Annotated in this window: 14 protein-coding genes; 10 read left to right on the top strand and 4 right to left on the bottom strand. The window is 51.9% G+C overall.

All coding sequences use genetic code 11. The features are described from left to right. Positions 1-50 precede the first annotated feature (50 nt). From HCX92_RS13485 to HCX92_RS13475, 3 genes are read right to left on the bottom strand one after another with little or no spacing between them, the layout of a single operon-like run. Complete coding sequence (locus HCX92_RS13485; RefSeq protein WP_169295482.1) at positions 51-539, bottom strand: dihydrofolate reductase; 489 nt, start codon at positions 537-539, stop codon at positions 51-53. 55 nt (positions 540-594) lie between these two features. Next, complete coding sequence (locus tag HCX92_RS13480; RefSeq protein WP_169295481.1) at positions 595-1,389, bottom strand: thymidylate synthase; 795 nt, start codon at positions 1,387-1,389, stop codon at positions 595-597. A 3-nt stretch (positions 1,390-1,392) separates the two neighbouring features. Continuing rightward, the gene (locus tag HCX92_RS13475; protein ID WP_169295480.1) at positions 1,393-1,815 is read right to left on the bottom strand and encodes an OsmC family protein; all 423 of its coding nucleotides are present in this window, start codon (positions 1,813-1,815) and stop codon (positions 1,393-1,395) included. A gap of 305 nt (positions 1,816-2,120) precedes the next feature. Between HCX92_RS13475 and coq7 the strand changes: the two genes are divergently transcribed. From coq7 to HCX92_RS13425, 10 genes are all read left to right on the top strand, one after another. Next, the gene (coq7, locus tag HCX92_RS13470) at positions 2,121-2,804 is read left to right on the top strand and encodes a 2-polyprenyl-3-methyl-6-methoxy-1,4-benzoquinone monooxygenase (protein ID WP_169295478.1); all 684 of its coding nucleotides are present in this window, start codon (positions 2,121-2,123) and stop codon (positions 2,802-2,804) included. Between the two features lie 453 nt (positions 2,805-3,257). Beyond that, positions 3,258-4,331: a glycosyltransferase gene (locus HCX92_RS13465; protein WP_169295570.1), complete on the top strand. Its 1,074-nt coding sequence runs from the start codon at positions 3,258-3,260 to the stop codon at positions 4,329-4,331. Positions 4,332-4,444: 113 nt separating this feature from the next. Further along, positions 4,445-5,719 (top strand): Vi polysaccharide biosynthesis UDP-N-acetylglucosamine C-6 dehydrogenase TviB, encoded by a 1,275-nt coding sequence (gene tviB / locus HCX92_RS13460; protein WP_169295477.1) that lies wholly within the window; start codon positions 4,445-4,447, stop codon positions 5,717-5,719. Positions 5,720-5,741: 22 nt separating this feature from the next. Beyond that, the gene (locus HCX92_RS13455; protein WP_169295476.1) at positions 5,742-6,767 is read left to right on the top strand and encodes an SDR family oxidoreductase; all 1,026 of its coding nucleotides are present in this window, start codon (positions 5,742-5,744) and stop codon (positions 6,765-6,767) included. Positions 6,768-6,774: 7 nt separating this feature from the next. Beyond that, on the top strand, positions 6,775-8,130 hold the full coding sequence (gene murJ / locus HCX92_RS13450) for a murein biosynthesis integral membrane protein MurJ (RefSeq protein WP_169295474.1): 1,356 nt from the start codon (positions 6,775-6,777) through the stop codon (positions 8,128-8,130). Positions 8,131-8,137: 7 nt separating this feature from the next. Continuing rightward, on the top strand, positions 8,138-9,292 hold the full coding sequence (locus HCX92_RS13445; RefSeq protein ID WP_246587464.1) for a glycosyltransferase family 4 protein: 1,155 nt from the start codon (positions 8,138-8,140) through the stop codon (positions 9,290-9,292). Positions 9,293-9,294: 2 nt separating this feature from the next. Then, on the top strand, positions 9,295-11,190 hold the full coding sequence (asnB, locus tag HCX92_RS13440; protein ID WP_169295473.1) for an asparagine synthase (glutamine-hydrolyzing): 1,896 nt from the start codon (positions 9,295-9,297) through the stop codon (positions 11,188-11,190). A gap of 44 nt (positions 11,191-11,234) precedes the next feature. Next, positions 11,235-12,365: a glycosyltransferase family 4 protein gene (locus tag HCX92_RS13435; protein ID WP_169295471.1), complete on the top strand. Its 1,131-nt coding sequence runs from the start codon at positions 11,235-11,237 to the stop codon at positions 12,363-12,365. Continuing rightward, on the top strand, positions 12,362-13,525 hold the full coding sequence (locus HCX92_RS13430; protein WP_169295470.1) for a glycosyltransferase: 1,164 nt from the start codon (positions 12,362-12,364) through the stop codon (positions 13,523-13,525). The genes HCX92_RS13435 and HCX92_RS13430 overlap by 4 nt, the downstream gene beginning before the upstream one ends. 4 nt (positions 13,526-13,529) lie before the next feature. Then, positions 13,530-14,654 carry a glycosyltransferase family 4 protein gene (locus HCX92_RS13425; protein WP_169295469.1) on the top strand — a complete coding sequence of 375 codons (1,125 nt, stop codon included), beginning with the start codon at positions 13,530-13,532 and terminating at the stop codon, positions 14,652-14,654. Between the two features lie 173 nt (positions 14,655-14,827). Here HCX92_RS13425 and HCX92_RS13420 read toward each other — a convergent pair whose 3' ends face one another. Next, entirely contained in the window at positions 14,828-16,216 is a 1,389-nt protein-coding gene (locus HCX92_RS13420; protein WP_371808426.1) for a phosphomannomutase/phosphoglucomutase, read from the bottom strand. Positions 16,217-16,274 lie beyond the last annotated feature (58 nt).

The following is a 16,274-nucleotide window of genomic DNA, read 5'->3' as shown; positions in this document are numbered from 1 at the left end:
CGGGTGGTTACACACAAACCCCAGTTCCCACGTTATTGGCAACCAGTCAGTTACGCTTTTTCGTAAATGACGAAGTCGTAGCTTAGGCCGTTTTCTTGGGGCTGGGTTTGCCGGCTGGTTTCTTTCCAGCGGGTTTTGTCCAGGGCCGGGAAGTAGGTGTCGCCTTCAATGTTGGCGTGGATTTCGGTGGCATATATCTTGTCGCATTGGTCCAGGCTTAAGCGGAAGATTTGTTCGCCACCGATGATGAAGACATTTTCTACGCCGTCTGCGGTGGCGGCGGTGATGGCTGTTTCAAGGGTAGGGACGCATTCCGCACCGGTAGCCTGGTAGTCCTGATTGCGCGTGATGACGATGTTGCGTCTGCCAGGCAAGGGGCGACCCAGGGATTCCCAGGTTTTACGGCCCATGATAATGGGACTGCCCACGGTGGTTTTTTTGAAGTTGGCCAGGTCGCCCGGGATGTGCCATGGCATGGTGTTGTCTTTACCGATGACGTGGTTGTCGGTGTAGGCGACGATGATGTTTAAAGAGGTCATGTGCTTGGGTATTTCTTACTGGATTAATGCTTGTTTATTGCTGTCTTGTGCCTGTTTAAACGGCCACGGGTGCCTTGATATGGGGGTGGTGCCGGTAATCCAGGATTTCGAAGTCTTCGTACTCGTACTCAAAAATGGATGCAGGCTTGCGTTTGATGTTGAGTTTGGGGTAGGGGAAGGGTTCGCGAGACAGTTGCAGTTCGACCTGTTCCAGGTGGTTGCTGTACAGGTGGCAGTCGCCGCCGGTCCAGATGAATTCGCCAACTTCCAGGTTGCATTGTTGGGCCACCATGTGGGTGAGCAGGGCGTAGCTGGCAATGTTAAAGGGAACGCCCAGGAAAATGTCGGCACTGCGCTGGTAAAGCTGACAGGATAATTTTCCTTCGGCTACGTAAAACTGGAAGAAGGCGTGACAGGGAGGCAGCTTCATTTTGCCGATGTCTGCTACGTTCCAGGCGGACACGATCAGGCGGCGTGAATCGGGGTTGTTTTTGATTTGTTCAATAACCTGGCTGATCTGGTCGATGTGTTCACCGTTAGGGGTGGGCCATGAGCGCCACTGTACACCGTAAACCGGGCCAAGGTTGCCGTTTTCATCGGCCCATTCGTCCCAAATGCTAACACCGCGTTCTTGCAGCCATTTGACGTTGGCGTCACCGCGCAGGAACCAGAGCAGTTCTATGAAGATGCTTTTGGTATGCAGCTTTTTGGTGGTGACCATGGGAAAGCCTTCGGACAGGTCAAAGCGCATTTGATAACCGAAGACCGAACGGGTGCCGGTGCCGGTCCGGTCAGTTTTGCTGGCGCCGTTTTCATAGACGTGTCGCATGAGGTCTTCGTATTGACGCATGACTCAAGCCTCCAGGATTTTGGTTTCGTGCGTGATTTCGGCTGTTTTTTCCAGCATGGCAACGGCTGAGCAGTATTTGGTATGGGACAGGTTTACGGCCCGTTCAACGACTTTCTCAGACAGGTTTTTGCCTTTGACGGTAAACACGAAGTGGATTTTGGTGAAAACCTTGGGGTCGGTATCGGCCCGCTCGCCTGTAATGGCGACGCTGCAGTGGGAGATGTCCTGGCGGCCACGTTTCAGGATGAGTACCACGTCGTAGGCGGCACAGCCACCGGCACCGGTCAGTATCATTTCCATTGGGCGAGGGGCCAGGTTGTTGCCGCCTCCTTCGGGGGCGCCATCCATGGCAGTAACGTGGCCACTGCCGGTTTTTGAAACAAAAAGCATGCCCTCGGGGCCATTCCATTCAACGGTACACTGCATGTTAAGAGTCCTGAAATAACGATTTTCGCAAGAACAAGAGGCCTTGCCGGAATTTGTTGGTGAGATACCTGTCATTCTACTTGATTGGGCCGCATGGGAGCGGGCAGTTTGGCTCCGCTAGCAGAAAAGACAGGACTGAGTCAGTCGGCGATGGGTACAAGTCAAGTTTAAGGCAGTTGTGGTGCTTATATTGGAAAAGGCAAGATATAAACAGGGATGTTGACGGGTTTGGGGGGCAGGCGGGTTTCAATTGGCTAAAATAGATGGCTAGAATTCCGAACCATTCAGTATTACCGGAGATTGTTATGACACAGAACATCACTAACACAGGAACGCAACCGGCTTTCCGTCGACAGCCATCAGGGCTTGATACTTTGTTTATCGAAGTTAACAAGGCGCTTGAGGTGCTTTCGGGGGCGGCACAGGCCACCCGTCCCAATCCGGCTGGTGAGCCTGATGTGACTGATCCTGAGTTGAGTGAGGCTGAAAAAAGGCATGCAGCCGGTTTGATGCGGGTCAATCATGTGGGAGAGGTATGTGCCCAGGCTTTGTATCGCGGTCAGTCAATCATGTGCAAAGACCCGCAGATCAGGCAGGTATTGCTGCATGCCGCCGAGGAAGAGGTGGATCATTTGTCCTGGTGTCATGATCGGCTTGGAGAGCTGAAAAGCCATACCAGCCTGTTGAATCCTTTGTGGTATGCCGGCTCGTTTACGCTGGGTGTCATGGCCAGTGTGGCTGGCGTGCCCAAAAATCTGGGTTTCATGGCAGAAACGGAAAGACAGGTTGAGCAGCACCTTGAGTCACACCTGGCATCGTTACCTGCACAGGATGAGCGTTCACGTAAAATCGTGACACAGATGCGTGACGATGAAATAGGGCACAGGACCACGGCCGAGGTTAATGGAGCTGAAGAATTGCCGGCACCTGTCAAACAGGCCATGCGTTTTATGTCAAAAATCATGACGACTTTAGCCTACCGCGTGTGAGTTTTGTTGTTTTTACAACATTCGTTACGATTTTCTTAGGGTTTACCTGTAATTTTTCTTGCATTGCACCATGAAATTCGGTTATAGTTACTACATCGGATGACGAAACACATTAAGAATTAAAAAAACATTCTAATGTGCGCTTCAAGAAAGCAGTCATGCCAAGGTTGTCTCCTCCACCCTCCTCCTTTGGTGGATTTTGCCCAAAATCGCAAGATTTTGGGCATTTTTTTTGCCTGTTCGCTATACAATAAGCAATAACTCATTTCGGATTTAAAATAAATAAGGGATATCTATTATTTCCTGTATGATTCGGATTTGTTTTATTGCTAATGCCAAAATCGGGTTTAAACTGAACCTTTTGGTTTGTCATTAGTCCTGAATGTTTTTTTGCGCCTTGGGTTTACTTTGAATTTTACTTGGCAATATTTATATATCAGCATAGTGGCCTTTATGGTGGGCGGCCTCATCGTTGCGTCCGAACGGTGGCATGGTGCCTATACCGGAGACTATGATCTTAATAAACCACAGGCCACGCATAAGCGATCAACCCCCCGCATTGGCGGGCTGGCGGTATTTGCCGGTACATTGGCCGGATTGCTGGTGCTGGGCCGTCCCGACAACACCACCCTTAACTGGTTATGGCCTGCCTTGTTCGTGGCTGCCATGCCGGTATTTGTGGCAGGTATTTTAGAAGACATTACCAAAGATATCGGTTCGGGCAAGCGCTTGCTGGCCGCTTTTGCATCGGCTGCGATTGCCTGGTGGTTTTTTGGTGGCGTCAGCCGGGTAGGCTTTTCATTTATAGATCTTATCCTGTCTTTCTGGCCCGTTTCTCTTTTGTTTACCATGATCGCGGTGGGCGGTTGCACGCATGCGCTTAATATTGTCGATGGCATGAATGGTCTGGCGGGCATGGTTGCCATGCTCATGGCCAGCTCTATTGCGTTGGTTGCTTACCAGGTCAATGATTTGGCGATTTTTGCCATTGCGCTGGCCATGGCCTCTTCCATTGTCGGTTTTTTTGTCTGGAACTTTCCTTTCGGTCGGGTGTTTCTGGGCGATGGTGGCGCCTATTTTATTGGCTTCATGCTGGCTGAACTGGCCGTATTGCTGGTCATACGCAATCCATCGGTATCGCCGTTTTATGCTTTGGCGGTGTTGTTTTATCCTGTCTTCGAAACCCTGTTTTCGATTTGGCGACGTCGCTTCAAACGCGGGGTTCCGGTTGACCAGCCCGATGCCTTGCATTTGCATCAGCTTATTTTTCGTCGCCTGGTACGGGTCACTTTCAGCCGTACGGGGCGTGATGCCGTGCCGGCTTTGTGTAATGCCTTGACCTCACCTTATCTGTGGGTGCTTACCTTGATTGGTCTGGTGCCTGCCACCATTTTCTGGGATGACGCGGTTTTGCTTTGTATCAGTATGCTGGTTTTTTCTTCGGTATATATTTGGCTTTATTCACGCCTGGTCGCATGGCGTTGTCCACGCTGGCTGTTGCTGCCTTCGGTTTCACGTAAACGATGACATTCGCAAAAGATATATTTCATCATCTTGGGTTTCTGGTTTTTCTGGATAACCCTGATTGTTACAATCAAAAATTCTGCAAAATTATTTAGCTATTCCTTTGGGAGAAATTCGTGCAAGTTCAAGATATTAAATTGGCAGTTATCGGCCTGGGCTACGTAGGATTGCCTTTAGCGGTTGAATTTGGCAAAAAAAGGCCGGTATTGGGGTTTGATATTAACCAAAGCCGTATTGCCGAACTGCAGGGCGGACAGGATCACACGCTGGAAGTCAGCAGCGAAGAACTTGCCGAAGCACCACACTTGCGATTCAGTGCCAATCAGGAAGATCTGGCCAAGGCCAATACTTTCATTGTGACGGTGCCCACTCCCATTGATGAATACAAGCGCCCCGATCTGACACCATTGGTAAAAGCCAGTGAAACCATTGGCAAGGTCCTGAAAAAAGGCGATATTGTCATTTATGAATCCACGGTCTATCCCGGTGCCACCGAAGAAGATTGTGTGCCGGTGCTGGAAAAATTCTCTGGTTTAAAGTACAACGTGGATTTTTTTGCCGGTTACAGCCCCGAGCGCATTAACCCGGGCGATAAGGCACACCGTGTTTCCACCATCAAGAAAGTCACTTCCGGCTCCACGCCTGAAGTGGCCGAGGTGGTTGACCAGTTATACCGTGAAATTATTGTTGCCGGTACCCATAAGGCCAGCAGCATTCGGGTGGCCGAAGCCGCCAAGGTGATTGAGAACACCCAGCGTGACGTGAATATTGCGCTCATCAATGAGCTGGCGCTTATTTTCAATAAAATGGGTATTGATACCGAGGCCGTGCTGGAAGCGGCGGGCACCAAATGGAATTTCCTGCCGTTCCGGCCCGGTCTGGTGGGCGGTCACTGCATTGGCGTTGATCCTTATTATTTAACCCACAAAGCCCAGTCCATTGGCTATCACCCTGAAATTATTCTGGCCGGTCGTCGCCTGAACGACAGCATGGGGCCTTATGTGGTGGCCCAGCTGGTTAAGGCCATGACGAAAAAATGCATCCAGGTCCAGGGTGCCAAAGTGCTGGTAATGGGCTTAACCTTCAAGGAAAATTGCCCCGACCTGCGCAATACCCGGGTGGTGGACATCCTTAAGGAGTTGGATGAATACAATATGGATGTCGATGTGTACGATCCATGGGTGGATGCCCAGGAAGCGCAGCGCGAGTATGGTGTGACTCCTGTCAGCCAGGTTCAGCAGGGTGTTTATGATGGCATCATTCTGGCCGTTTCCCATAAGCAGTTTGTGGAAATGGGTGCAGAGGCGATTCGTGCGCTGGGCAAACCTGTCCATGTTCTGTACGACCTGAAATACGTGTTAACGGCAGAACAGGCTGATATTCGTCTTTAATTGGGTAAAAGGAAAATAAAGCATGAGTCAGGCATTTGAAATGTTGAAAGCCGATTTACAGCGTCAGCCCCGTACATGGCTGGTAACCGGTTGTGCCGGTTTTATCGGCTCCAACCTGCTGGAAACGCTTTTGCGGCTTAATCAGAAAGTGGTTGGGCTGGACAACTTTGCAACCGGTTATCAGCATAATCTTGATGAAGTCCAGAGCCAGGTTTCCGACTCGCAATGGCGCAACTTCAATTTTATCGAAGGAGATATCCGCAACCTGGAAACCTGTCGCCAGGCATGTGAAGGTGTGGATATCGTGTTGCATCAGGCAGCCTTGGGTTCGGTGCCGCGTTCCATCAATGATCCCATTACCACCAATGAAGTGAATATTGGCGGCTTTCTCAACATGATGGTGGCGGCCCGTGATGCGGGGGTCACTTCATTTGTGTTTGCAGCTTCCAGCTCCACCTATGGTGATCACCCCGATTTGCCTAAAGTGGAAGATAAAATCGGCAATCCCTTGTCGCCTTATGCGGTAACCAAGTATGTCGATGAGCTGTATGCCAGTGTTTTTGCCCGTACCTATGGTTTCCGTTCAATTGGCCTGCGTTATTTCAATGTGTTTGGCAAACGCCAGGATCCTGATGGCGCTTATGCGGCCGTCATTCCCAAATGGACGGCTGCCATGATCAAGGGTGAAGATGTCCTGGTCAATGGTGATGGTGAAACCAGCCGTGATTTTTGCTTTGTGGATAATGCCGTACAGGCCAATCTGCTGGCGGGGGCCAATATGCCTGAAAGTGGTTTCGAGGTGTATAACGTGGCGGTTAATGCAAGAACCAGCCTGAATGAGTTGTTTTCCTACTTGTCTGCCACCTTGGCTGCCAATGGTATTCAGTATGACAAACAACCGGTTTACCGTGATTTTCGTCAGGGCGATGTGCGTCATTCACAGGCGGATATCGGCAAGGCACAGGCGCAGTTGGGCTATGCGCCCAGCCATACTATTCTTCAGGGTATTGAAACCGCTATGCCCTGGTATATTCAATTCTTGAAATAGTCTTTTTTTGAAGCAGCTTCGTATCAGGCTTAACCGCCTGCACCCCGATCATAAGCGTATTGCCCAAGGGGCAATGCGCGTTGCGTTCTTTTTACTGATCGGGAAAATGGCCGGTGCCATCAAGGAAATTGCGGTGGCTCACCGTTACGGGGTAAGCGATGTCGTGGATGCTTACCAGTTCACCCTAACCATGGCCAATTGGTTACCGGTAACCATGGTGGGTGCCTTCTCAATCGTTCTTATCCCTACGCTGGTCAAGGTTCGGTATGCCGGCCAGCATGAGCGCTCCCGTTTTATTCGTGAATTGCAGGGCTGGATTGTGGTGCTGGGAGTACTGCTTTCCATGGGTACCTATTTTTTCTGGCCAGAAGTTTTGCAATATACGGGTGGCAACTTAAGTGAGCAAACCAGACAGGCCAGTAGCGAGCTGATCCAAGCCTTTGCGCCTGCTGTCCTGCTTACGCTGGTTATAGGGGTATGTACTTCCCGACTGCGGGCCCACGAGCGGCACATCAATAACCTGTTGGACAGTATACCTGCCCTAATGATTCTGCTGGCTATCCTGATAACACCGGGTAATACCAGCGTTTATCCGCTACTATGGGGTACATTGCTGGGTTATCTGGTGCAGGCAATATGGTTATCCGCGCTGGCACGCAAGGCGGATGGTGCTCATTGGCGCTGGCCCAGACCGGGTTTGCAATCACCGCAGTGGCCCATGTTGCTGAATGCGGCCGGTATTATGCTGATTGGGCAAGTCGCCATGAGTTTTGTTGGGCCGCTTGATCAAATGGCGGCAGCCAGTCTGGGCGATAATGCCAATGCAACCCTGGGTTATGCAACCCGTTTGCTGTCGCTGGTTATCGGGATCGGTGCCGCTTCAGTGGGCCGCGCAGCGTTGCCGGTCTTGGCCGATGTGCAAAGTCGTGGCAACCCCGCCCAGGCACGTACCATGGCGCTTAAATGGTCGGCTTTAATGTTAATGGCGGGTACGATAGCGGTTTTGTTTGGCTGGTTTCTGGCGCCCTGGCTGGTAAAGCTCCTGTTTGAAAATGGAGCATTTACTGCACAAGATACAATGAAAGTGGCCTCGGTGCTGCGCTGGGGGCTATTGCAATTGCCTTTTTATTTTGGCGTATTGATCCTGGTTCAGTTAATGGCCAGCCAGAACCGTTATAAACTGATGGCCATTATTGCCATTGGCAATTTTTCATTAAAGGCATGTATGAATGTCATACTTGCTCCTGTAATGGGCGCCGAAGGCATTATGCTGGCGACAAGTCTCATGTATTTGTTGTCTTATCTCTGTTATTTTTTTGCGGTCCTGAAATATGGCGCGACAAAAAAAACTTCTTCAGCCTGAATTAAATATGTCTTTCGAGATGCATACGAAAACCCCTCCTTTGCGAATCATGCTGTTTATTCATTCACTTCGAGGAGGAGGTGCCGAGCGGGTGGCGGTTGATTTGGCCGCACGCTGGATTGCCAATGGGCATGATGTCTTGCTGGTGACCCAGACCGATGACTCTGAAGATGCTTATGAGTTGAATAAACAGGTGCAGCGGATTTGCCTGAATACGGCTGGCCTTAAGGGGGTTATGGCCAATTTGCGGCGAGTTTATATTTTGCGCCGGGAAATCAGGCGTCACCGTCCTGATATCGTGATTGGTTTCATGACAACCTCTTCCATTCTGGCGGTTTTGGCTGCTTCGGGCATCTCGGGTTGTCATGTGATTGCGACCGAACATACCCATCCACCGTCCCAAACACTGTCCGGCCTGTGGCAAAAACTGCGTCGTTATACCTACCCCAAGGCTTCCAAGGTGATTGCCCTGACTCACGGGACAGAAGCGTGGCTTGAGAAGCATGTGCCTGGATCGAATATTGCCGTGATACCCAATGCGGTGCATTGGCCGCTTGAAAATAAAGAACCGGCTATTCAATATGAAAAAGCACCAGGTCGCAAGCTTTTGCTGGGGGTGGGGCGCTTGCATCATGACAAAGGGTTCGATTTGTTAATCAATGCCTTTGCCTCTATTGCCCATTTGCATCCCGAATGGGATTTGGTTATTTTGGGTGAGGGTGACAAGCGGGACGCGTTGCAAAAGCAGCTTGAAGAGGCCGGCATGAATGAGCGTATTTCCATGCCGGGAAGGGCCGGGAATATGCTTGCCTGGTCCAGGATGGTGGATATTTACGTGTTGAGTTCGCGCGCGGAAGGCCTGTCAAACAGCCTGCTTGAGGCCATGGCCTGTGGCGTGCCCAGTGTGGCCTTCGATTGTGATACCGGACCTCGCGAAATCATTCGCCCCGATCTGGATGGTGTGCTGGTGCAACCCGCCGAAGATGAGGAGGCCCTGGCTGCCCATTTGTCGGCCCTCATGTTCAATCAGGCCAAACAGGTGGAGTTGGGCAAGCGGGCAATTGATGTTCGTGACCGTTTCTCAATGCGCCGGATTTCAGGGTTGTGGGAGCAAGTGTTCAATGAAGTCCTGGACCATAAAAAGAATGGCCAAAAGGGGTAAGCATGTGTGGAATAGTGGGTATTGCAGGCAGCTACGAGGGCAAGGAAAACATACTGCGTGACAGTTGTCGCAAAATTGCCTACCGTGGCCCCGATAGCCAGGGTGTCTGGCTAAGTCAGGAAGGACAGATCGGTTTTGGTCATGTCAGGCTGGCCATTCAGGATTTATCCGTGCAGGGGCACCAGCCCATGGCTTCGGCAGACCAGCGTTTCATGATGGTGTTTAACGGGGAAATTTACAATCATCTTGAATTGCGTGCACAACTGGAACAAAGTGCTCAGGCACCGGCCTGGCGTGGCCATTCCGATACCGAAACGTTGCTGGCCAGTTTTTGTGCCTGGGGCATCGCGCAAACCCTGAAAAAGGCCATAGGCATGTTTGCCATTGCGGTCTGGGACCAGCAAGAAAAAAAACTAACCCTGGCGCGCGACCGCTTTGGTGAAAAGCCCTTGTACTATGGTTTTACCAGGCAGGGGCTGGTATTTGCCTCGGAACTCAAGGCCATGATGGATGTGCCCGGGTTTGAAAAAACACTTAACCGTGATGCAGTGACTTTATTGCTTAGGCACAACTACATTCCTGCGCCTCATAGTATTTTTCAGGATGTTTTTAAGTTGCCCCCAGGCACCTGGTTAAGCCTGTCTGAACAGGACTGGCAAAACAGGCGCAAACCGGAGCCACAGGTTTACTGGTCTGCTTATGAAACAGCCCGGCAGCAACCCAAGGTTCATTACGAATCTGATGATGCCGCGATTGATGCGCTGGCAGGCGTACTTTCCCGGTCCATTCAGTCACAGTTGATTTCCGATGTGGAGCTGGGCGCGTTTTTGTCCGGGGGGACCGATTCATCCCTGATTGTCGCCTTGATGCAGCAGCAAAGCGCACAGGCCGTCAAGACTTTTTCCATCGGTTTTCATGAAAAAAAATATAATGAAGCCGAATATGCAAGGTCTATTGCCCAACATTTGGGTACCGATCATACCGAGCTGTACGTCAGTGCCAATGACGGCCTTGCCTTGGTGCAATCGTTACCCGCCATGTACGATGAGCCGTTTGCCGATTCTTCACAAATTCCCATGGCGCTGGTAACGAAAATGGCATCCCAGTCGGTAACGGTGGCTTTATCGGGAGACGCCGGGGATGAACTGTTTGGTGGCTATTCCCGCTATCAGCGGGCTGCGTCCTGGTGGGATCGTCGTGAAAAAACCGTGCCTTTAGTCCGTTCGCTGGTGGCCAGCGCAGCGGGAAAACTGGCCCCGGGTTTTGGTGGCAATAAAAAAGACAAATTGCAAAAGCTGCAGGAAGTGCTGCGTGCCACCGATGCGGTTGATTTTTACCGGCAGTTTGTTTCATACTGGAAAGATCCGTCAAGCGTGGTGTTGGGGGGTCGGGAGCTGGCAACCGCTTTCAGCCTGGCACCCATTGGTTCTTTTCTTGAAACCATGATGATTGTCGATACGGTTTCTTATTTGCCCGATGATATTCTGGTCAAGGTTGACAGGGCTGCCATGGCGTGCTCTCTGGAAACGCGAGTTCCTTTGCTGGATCCCCATATGTTTGAATTTGCCTGGGGTCTTGAAGACAAATACCGGGTGCGTGATGGCCAGAACAAGTGGCTGTTGAAACAGCTTTTATACCGACTGGTGCCCCGTTCCTTGCTGGATCGCCCTAAAAAGGGTTTTTCGGTACCGATGGGTGAGTGGCTGAGAGGTCCGCTGAAAGATTGGGCCAGCGATTTGCTTGATCCTGTCCGCCTGCGCAAGCAGGGTTTGCTTGATGTGGCCCAGATACATGAACGCTGGCAACAGCACCAGGCGCAGCAGTTTGACTGGAGCCCTCATTTGTGGGGGGTCTTGATGTTGCAAGCCTGGATGGATCATTACGATATACAGGGCTAATATTCTGCGGCAAGGTCGTAAGACATAATAAAAGGTTGGGCATTATGAAAATCATGTTGCTGGTCAGTTCAATGAATGCAGGGGGTGCCGAGCGTGTTGCCGCCACATTGGCAAATGCCTGGGTCAGACAGGGTCATCAAGTGGTGCTTGTGCCTTGTTTTTCAAAAGGGAGCGGTCAATCGTTTTACCCTTTGTCTTCCGAAGTCCAGGTGCGATGGCTGGCCGATGAGTTGCCCCGTCAGAAGTGGCTGGGCCGGCTCAGTAAACCGTTTGTGCTCAGGAAGCGAATCAGGGCGGAACAGCCGGATGTGATCGTTTCTTTTCTGACCAATGTGAATGTGACGGCCTTGATGGCAACCCGCGGCATTGATATTCCCCTGATTGTTTGTGAAAGGACCCACCCAGTGGTGAGTAGCAATATTGGCGGCTTTCTGAAGGTGTTGCGCAATAAGCTGTACCCTCAGGCTGATGCCGTGATGATTCAGACTGCCGATGCGGCAAAGGCGTTCATGCAGGTACTGCCTGGCCTGAAGCATGTGGCGGTTATCCCGAATCCTCTGCCCGAGGGGATTGAGCAGCAGATGAGCTGCAATGGGCTTTGTAACGTCAGCGGGCGCAAGACACTGGTTGCTATGGGGCGCTTTGTGCCTGCCAAGCAGTTTGATGTGTTGATCGATGTTTTTACCTCGGTTAGCCAGGACTATCCCGATTGGGACTTATGTATCTGGGGGGATGGCCCAGAGCGTGCGGCCTTGATTGACAAGGTGAAAAAAAAGGGTTGTAGCCAGCGGATTACCTTGCCGGGTAAAACGACTGAACCCTGGGCGGAACTGTCACATGCCCATGCATTTGCCATGACGTCGCGTGTGGAAGGTTTTCCCAATGTCCTGCTCGAGGCAATGGCGTTGGGATTGCCCTGTATCAGTTTTGATTGTCCCAGTGGTCCGGCAGAGTTGACACAACAGGGAACGGTGGGTTTGCTGGTGCGCCTGAATGACAGGCTTGAACTGGAAAAGGCAATCCGGCGGTTTTTCGGTGATGATGAGTTTCGGTGTGCTTTGGGTGCCCGTGGCAAACAGGCGGTCTGGTCCAGATATAGGCTTGAAACGGTCTTGCTGCAGTGGGATGCGCTTTTCAGGCAAGTGGGTGTGCCGGTTTCAGGCAAAATGGAATGAAGACAAATAAAAAAATACGAGTCGTGCATCTGATTAGCGGTCTTTTGCAGGGCGGGGCCGAGTCGGTCCTGTTTCGTCTGGTCACCTGGCCAGACCCGGAAGTGGAACATATTGTCGTGTCATTTGCCGATGGCGGTATTTATGGCCAGTCGCTGATGGACGCCGGGGTTGAGGTGGAAATGTTGGGCATGACCCCGGGGCGCCTGAGCCCGGCAGATTTCTGGCGACTTAAAAAATGCCTGACCCGGCTTGATCCTGATGTGATCCAGACCTGGATGTATCATGCTGACCTGATTGGCGGTCTGGCTGCCCGTGTGGCAGGATTCCGGCATGTTGCCTGGGGAATCCGTAATTCGGGTGCCAGTCTGGCCAAGAGCAGCCGTTCGGCCTATCTGTTTGCCCGGCTGAGCGGCTTTTTTTCGCGCTGGGTGCCCCAGCGGATTGTCTGTTGTGCCGAAGAGGCCCGTCATCGTCATGTTCAATGGGGATATGATCCTCGAAAAATGGTGGTTATTCAAAATGGCTACGATCTGTCCCGCTGGGTCCGGAATGAGACGGCCCGCCGTACCTTGAGAAATGAGTGGGGACTTGGCGAGCAGATCCCGCTGATGGGTTTTGTGGCGCGCTGGAATCCGCTAAAAGACCATGCAACCCTGATTAAGGCTTTTGCCCAATGCCTTGCCAAACAGCCCGATTTGCATTGTGTCCTGGTGGGTAAGGACATGGATGACGGCAATCCGGTGTTAATGGGATTGTTGACTGAGTACGGGGTCAGGGAGAAAACCATTTTGCTGGGCATGCGCAATGATGTGCCCAGTATCATGAGTGCCCTTGATTTGCATGTGCTGTCCAGTATTGCCGAGGGCTTTCCCAATGTCGTGGCCGAAGCCATGGCGTGTGGTGTGCCCAATGTGGTGACCAATGTGGGGGATGCCGCCCTGATCGTGGGGGAGGATGGCTGGGTGGCTCCTGCTTCTGATCCTGAAAGGCTGGCTGAAAAAATTATTCAGGCCCTTGATTATATTGAAGAGACCGGTAAAAGCACCTTGGCCCGGCAGGTACGGGAACGGGTCATGAATGCGTTCAGTCTTGAAAAAATGGTTGCCGGATACCGGCAAACCTGGATGGACATGCTAAGTGAAAACGGCAAGACAAAATAAAAGGATGGATATGTCCAGAAAAATACTGTTTGTGGTGAATAATCCGGCTTTTTTCCTGTCGCACCGCCTGCCTATTGCCCTGAAGGCAAAAGAGGAGGGTTATGAGGTGGCGGTTGCCACCATGCCAGGACAGGCGGTGGCACAAATTGTGGCGCATGGCCTGAGGCATTTTGTGATTCCCATGTCGCGTAGTGGCATGAATCCGTTTGCCGAGCTAAGAACCATTTATGCACTGTATCGTTTATATCGCAACTATCAGCCAGACCTGGTGCATTTGGTCACGATAAAGCCGGTTTTGTATGGGGGTATTGCTGCCCGCCTGGCTAGGGTGAAAGCGGTGGTTTATGCCATTTCCGGGCTGGGTTTTCTTTTTACCCGCGAACGAAAGGGGATCGATTGGGTCAGGCAAATCACCCGGCAGCTTTACCGTTTGGCACTGGGGCATAGGCATAGTCGTGTGATTGTCCAGAATGACAATGACAGACAGATTTTGCTGGATATGGGTGCCATGCAAGAAGCGCAGGCAGTAAAAATCAGGGGGTCGGGGGTTGATGTGGCTGTCTTTGCCACACAGCCAGAGCCACTCAAACCGGTTGTGGTGACCATGGCTGCCCGTTTGCTTAAAGACAAGGGGGTGATGGAGTTTGTCGAGGCGGCAGGAATCTCCGCCCGCCATGGCAGAGACATACGCTGGCAACTGGCCGGTACGCCCGACCCGGGCAATCCGGCTTCGGTCACCCAGGCTGAGGTGCAAAGCTGGGGGCCCGAGGTGAAGGTGTTGGGAGAGGTCAAGGATATTGCCCGCCTGTATGCCCAGTCCCATATTGTAGCGCTGCCTTCTTATCGTGAAGGCTTGCCCAAATCGCTGGTAGAGGCGGCGGCCTGTGGCAGGGCGGTGGTCACTACCGATGTGCCGGGATGCCGGGATGCCATAGACATTGAGCAATCGGGTTTGCTGGTGCCAGTCCGGGATGCGCAAAAACTGTATGAGGCAGTGGCCAGACTGGCGGCTGATGACAACCTGCGGTTAAGCATGGGCAATGCAGGACGTATCCTGGCTTTGGAAGAATTCGATATTCGCAAGGTGGTTGATAAGCACCTTGCAATTTATCGTGAGCTTCTTGATTGAAGTTTCAAGCTTTATTTGTCTCAAATAATACGTATTCCCAAGCTAATACTCATTCCCAAGCTCCCGCGTGGGAATACATATTTGATATTCAACTAAAACGGCAGCTTATTCGTTCCCACGCTCCCGCGTGGGAATGCAGAGTTGATATTTGGGAATGCAGAGTTGATATTTAATTAAAACGGCAGCTTGGATTCAGGAGCATGGGTGCTAAACACTTGCCTGAACTCATCCTGGATGCGGGCCAGGGCAGCCGGATTTTCAGCCTCAAAGCGCAGGACCACAACCGGCGTGGTATTGGAGGCCCGTGCCAGACCAAACCCGTCTGCATATTCGGCGCGTACGCCATCAATGGTATTGATGGCCCGTGCGGTTGCAAATGAAGCCTGTTCCTGCAGGGTTTTGATCAGGGCATGAGGCTGGCCTTCCTGCATTTCAAGTTTCAGTTCAGGGGTGGAGATATCCTGGGGAATGGCATTCAGGATATCACTGGGGTTGTCATGGCGAGACAGGATTTCCAGCAGGCGGGTACCGGTGTACAAGCCATCATCAAAACCATACCAGCGTTCCTTGAAGAAAATATGGCCGCTCATTTCACCGGCCAGCGGAGCACCTGTTTCAGCCAGTTTGGCCTTGATCAATGAATGTCCGGTTTGCCACATCAGGGGTTTGCCTCCGGCCAGTGAAATGCCTTCGGCCACGTGGCGGCTGCATTTGACATCATAAATAATGGTTTCACCGGGACAGCGTTCCAGCACATCGCGGGCAAACAGAATGAGCTGGCGGTCGGGCCAGATGATCGTACCGGTTTTAGTGACCACACCCAGACGGTCGGCGTCGCCGTCAAAAGCCAGTCCAAGCTCGCAATCGGTGTTTTGCACGTGCCGGATCAGGTCTTCAAGATTGTGCGGGTCGGCCGGGTCGGGGTGGTGGTTGGGGAAACTGCCATCCACTTCACAGAACAGCTCGTCCACCTCGCAGCCCAGTTGCCTGAACAGGGCGGGGGCAACGTTGCCGCCCACACCATTGCCGCAGTCTATCGCGATTTTCATGGGGCGCGCCAGTTTGACATCACTGCAAACCCGCTGGATATATTCGGGAATAATGTCCAGGTTCTCTTTGTTACCGGGGATCTTGGGCAGCGGCAGGGATTCAATGGCCAGCATTTCATCGCGCAATTGCAGAACTTCGCTGCCATAAAGGGCCTTGCCGCCAATCATCATTTTAAAGCCGTTGTATTGCGGGGGATTGTGGCTGCCGGTAATGGCTACCGCTGTGCCAATATTTCTGGCATAGGCAACAAAATAAACCAAGGGGGTGGGTACCTGGCCCAGGTTGATGGTATTGACACCTTCATCATTGATGCCCTGTTGCAGGGCTTCGGACAGTTCCGGGCTGCTGTTGCGCCCGTCATAGCCGGTGACAATGGTGGTAATGTCCTGTTTTTTGGCCCGGGCAGCCAGCGCCCGCCCAAGCAGGTAGGCAAATCCGGGATTGAGTTGTTCGGGGACAATACCCCGGATGTCATAGGCCTTGAATACACTTGCTGCTAATAATGACGCCACGTAATAAATCCTTATAGGGATAACTAATCGTTTTGAATCGTACGTGAAACTTAACGAT

Origin of the sequence: Advenella sp. EE-W14 (genome assembly GCF_012923605.1) — a bacterium.
In the GTDB taxonomy this organism is placed as follows: Bacteria; Pseudomonadota; Gammaproteobacteria; order Burkholderiales; family Burkholderiaceae_B; genus Advenella; species Advenella alkanexedens.
This window is presented reverse-complemented; position numbering and strand designations above follow the sequence as displayed.

Coding starts and splice junctions, on each gene's coding strand:
- HCX92_RS13480 (WP_169295481.1), bottom strand. CDS start 1,389: ATGCGTCAATACGAAGACCTCATGCGACACGTCTATGAAAACGGCGCC.
- coq7 (WP_169295478.1), top strand. CDS start 2,121: ATGACACAGAACATCACTAACACAGGAACGCAACCGGCTTTCCGTCGA.
- HCX92_RS13445 (WP_246587464.1), top strand. CDS start 8,138: ATGTCTTTCGAGATGCATACGAAAACCCCTCCTTTGCGAATCATGCTG.
- HCX92_RS13425 (WP_169295469.1), top strand. CDS start 13,530: ATGGATATGTCCAGAAAAATACTGTTTGTGGTGAATAATCCGGCTTTT.
- HCX92_RS13435 (WP_169295471.1), top strand. CDS start 11,235: ATGAAAATCATGTTGCTGGTCAGTTCAATGAATGCAGGGGGTGCCGAG.
- HCX92_RS13465 (WP_169295570.1), top strand. CDS start 3,258: ATGGTGGGCGGCCTCATCGTTGCGTCCGAACGGTGGCATGGTGCCTAT.
- asnB (WP_169295473.1), top strand. CDS start 9,295: ATGTGTGGAATAGTGGGTATTGCAGGCAGCTACGAGGGCAAGGAAAAC.
- HCX92_RS13455 (WP_169295476.1), top strand. CDS start 5,742: ATGAGTCAGGCATTTGAAATGTTGAAAGCCGATTTACAGCGTCAGCCC.
- HCX92_RS13475 (WP_169295480.1), bottom strand. CDS start 1,815: ATGCAGTGTACCGTTGAATGGAATGGCCCCGAGGGCATGCTTTTTGTT.
- HCX92_RS13430 (WP_169295470.1), top strand. CDS start 12,362: ATGAAGACAAATAAAAAAATACGAGTCGTGCATCTGATTAGCGGTCTT.
- HCX92_RS13485 (WP_169295482.1), bottom strand. CDS start 539: ATGACCTCTTTAAACATCATCGTCGCCTACACCGACAACCACGTCATC.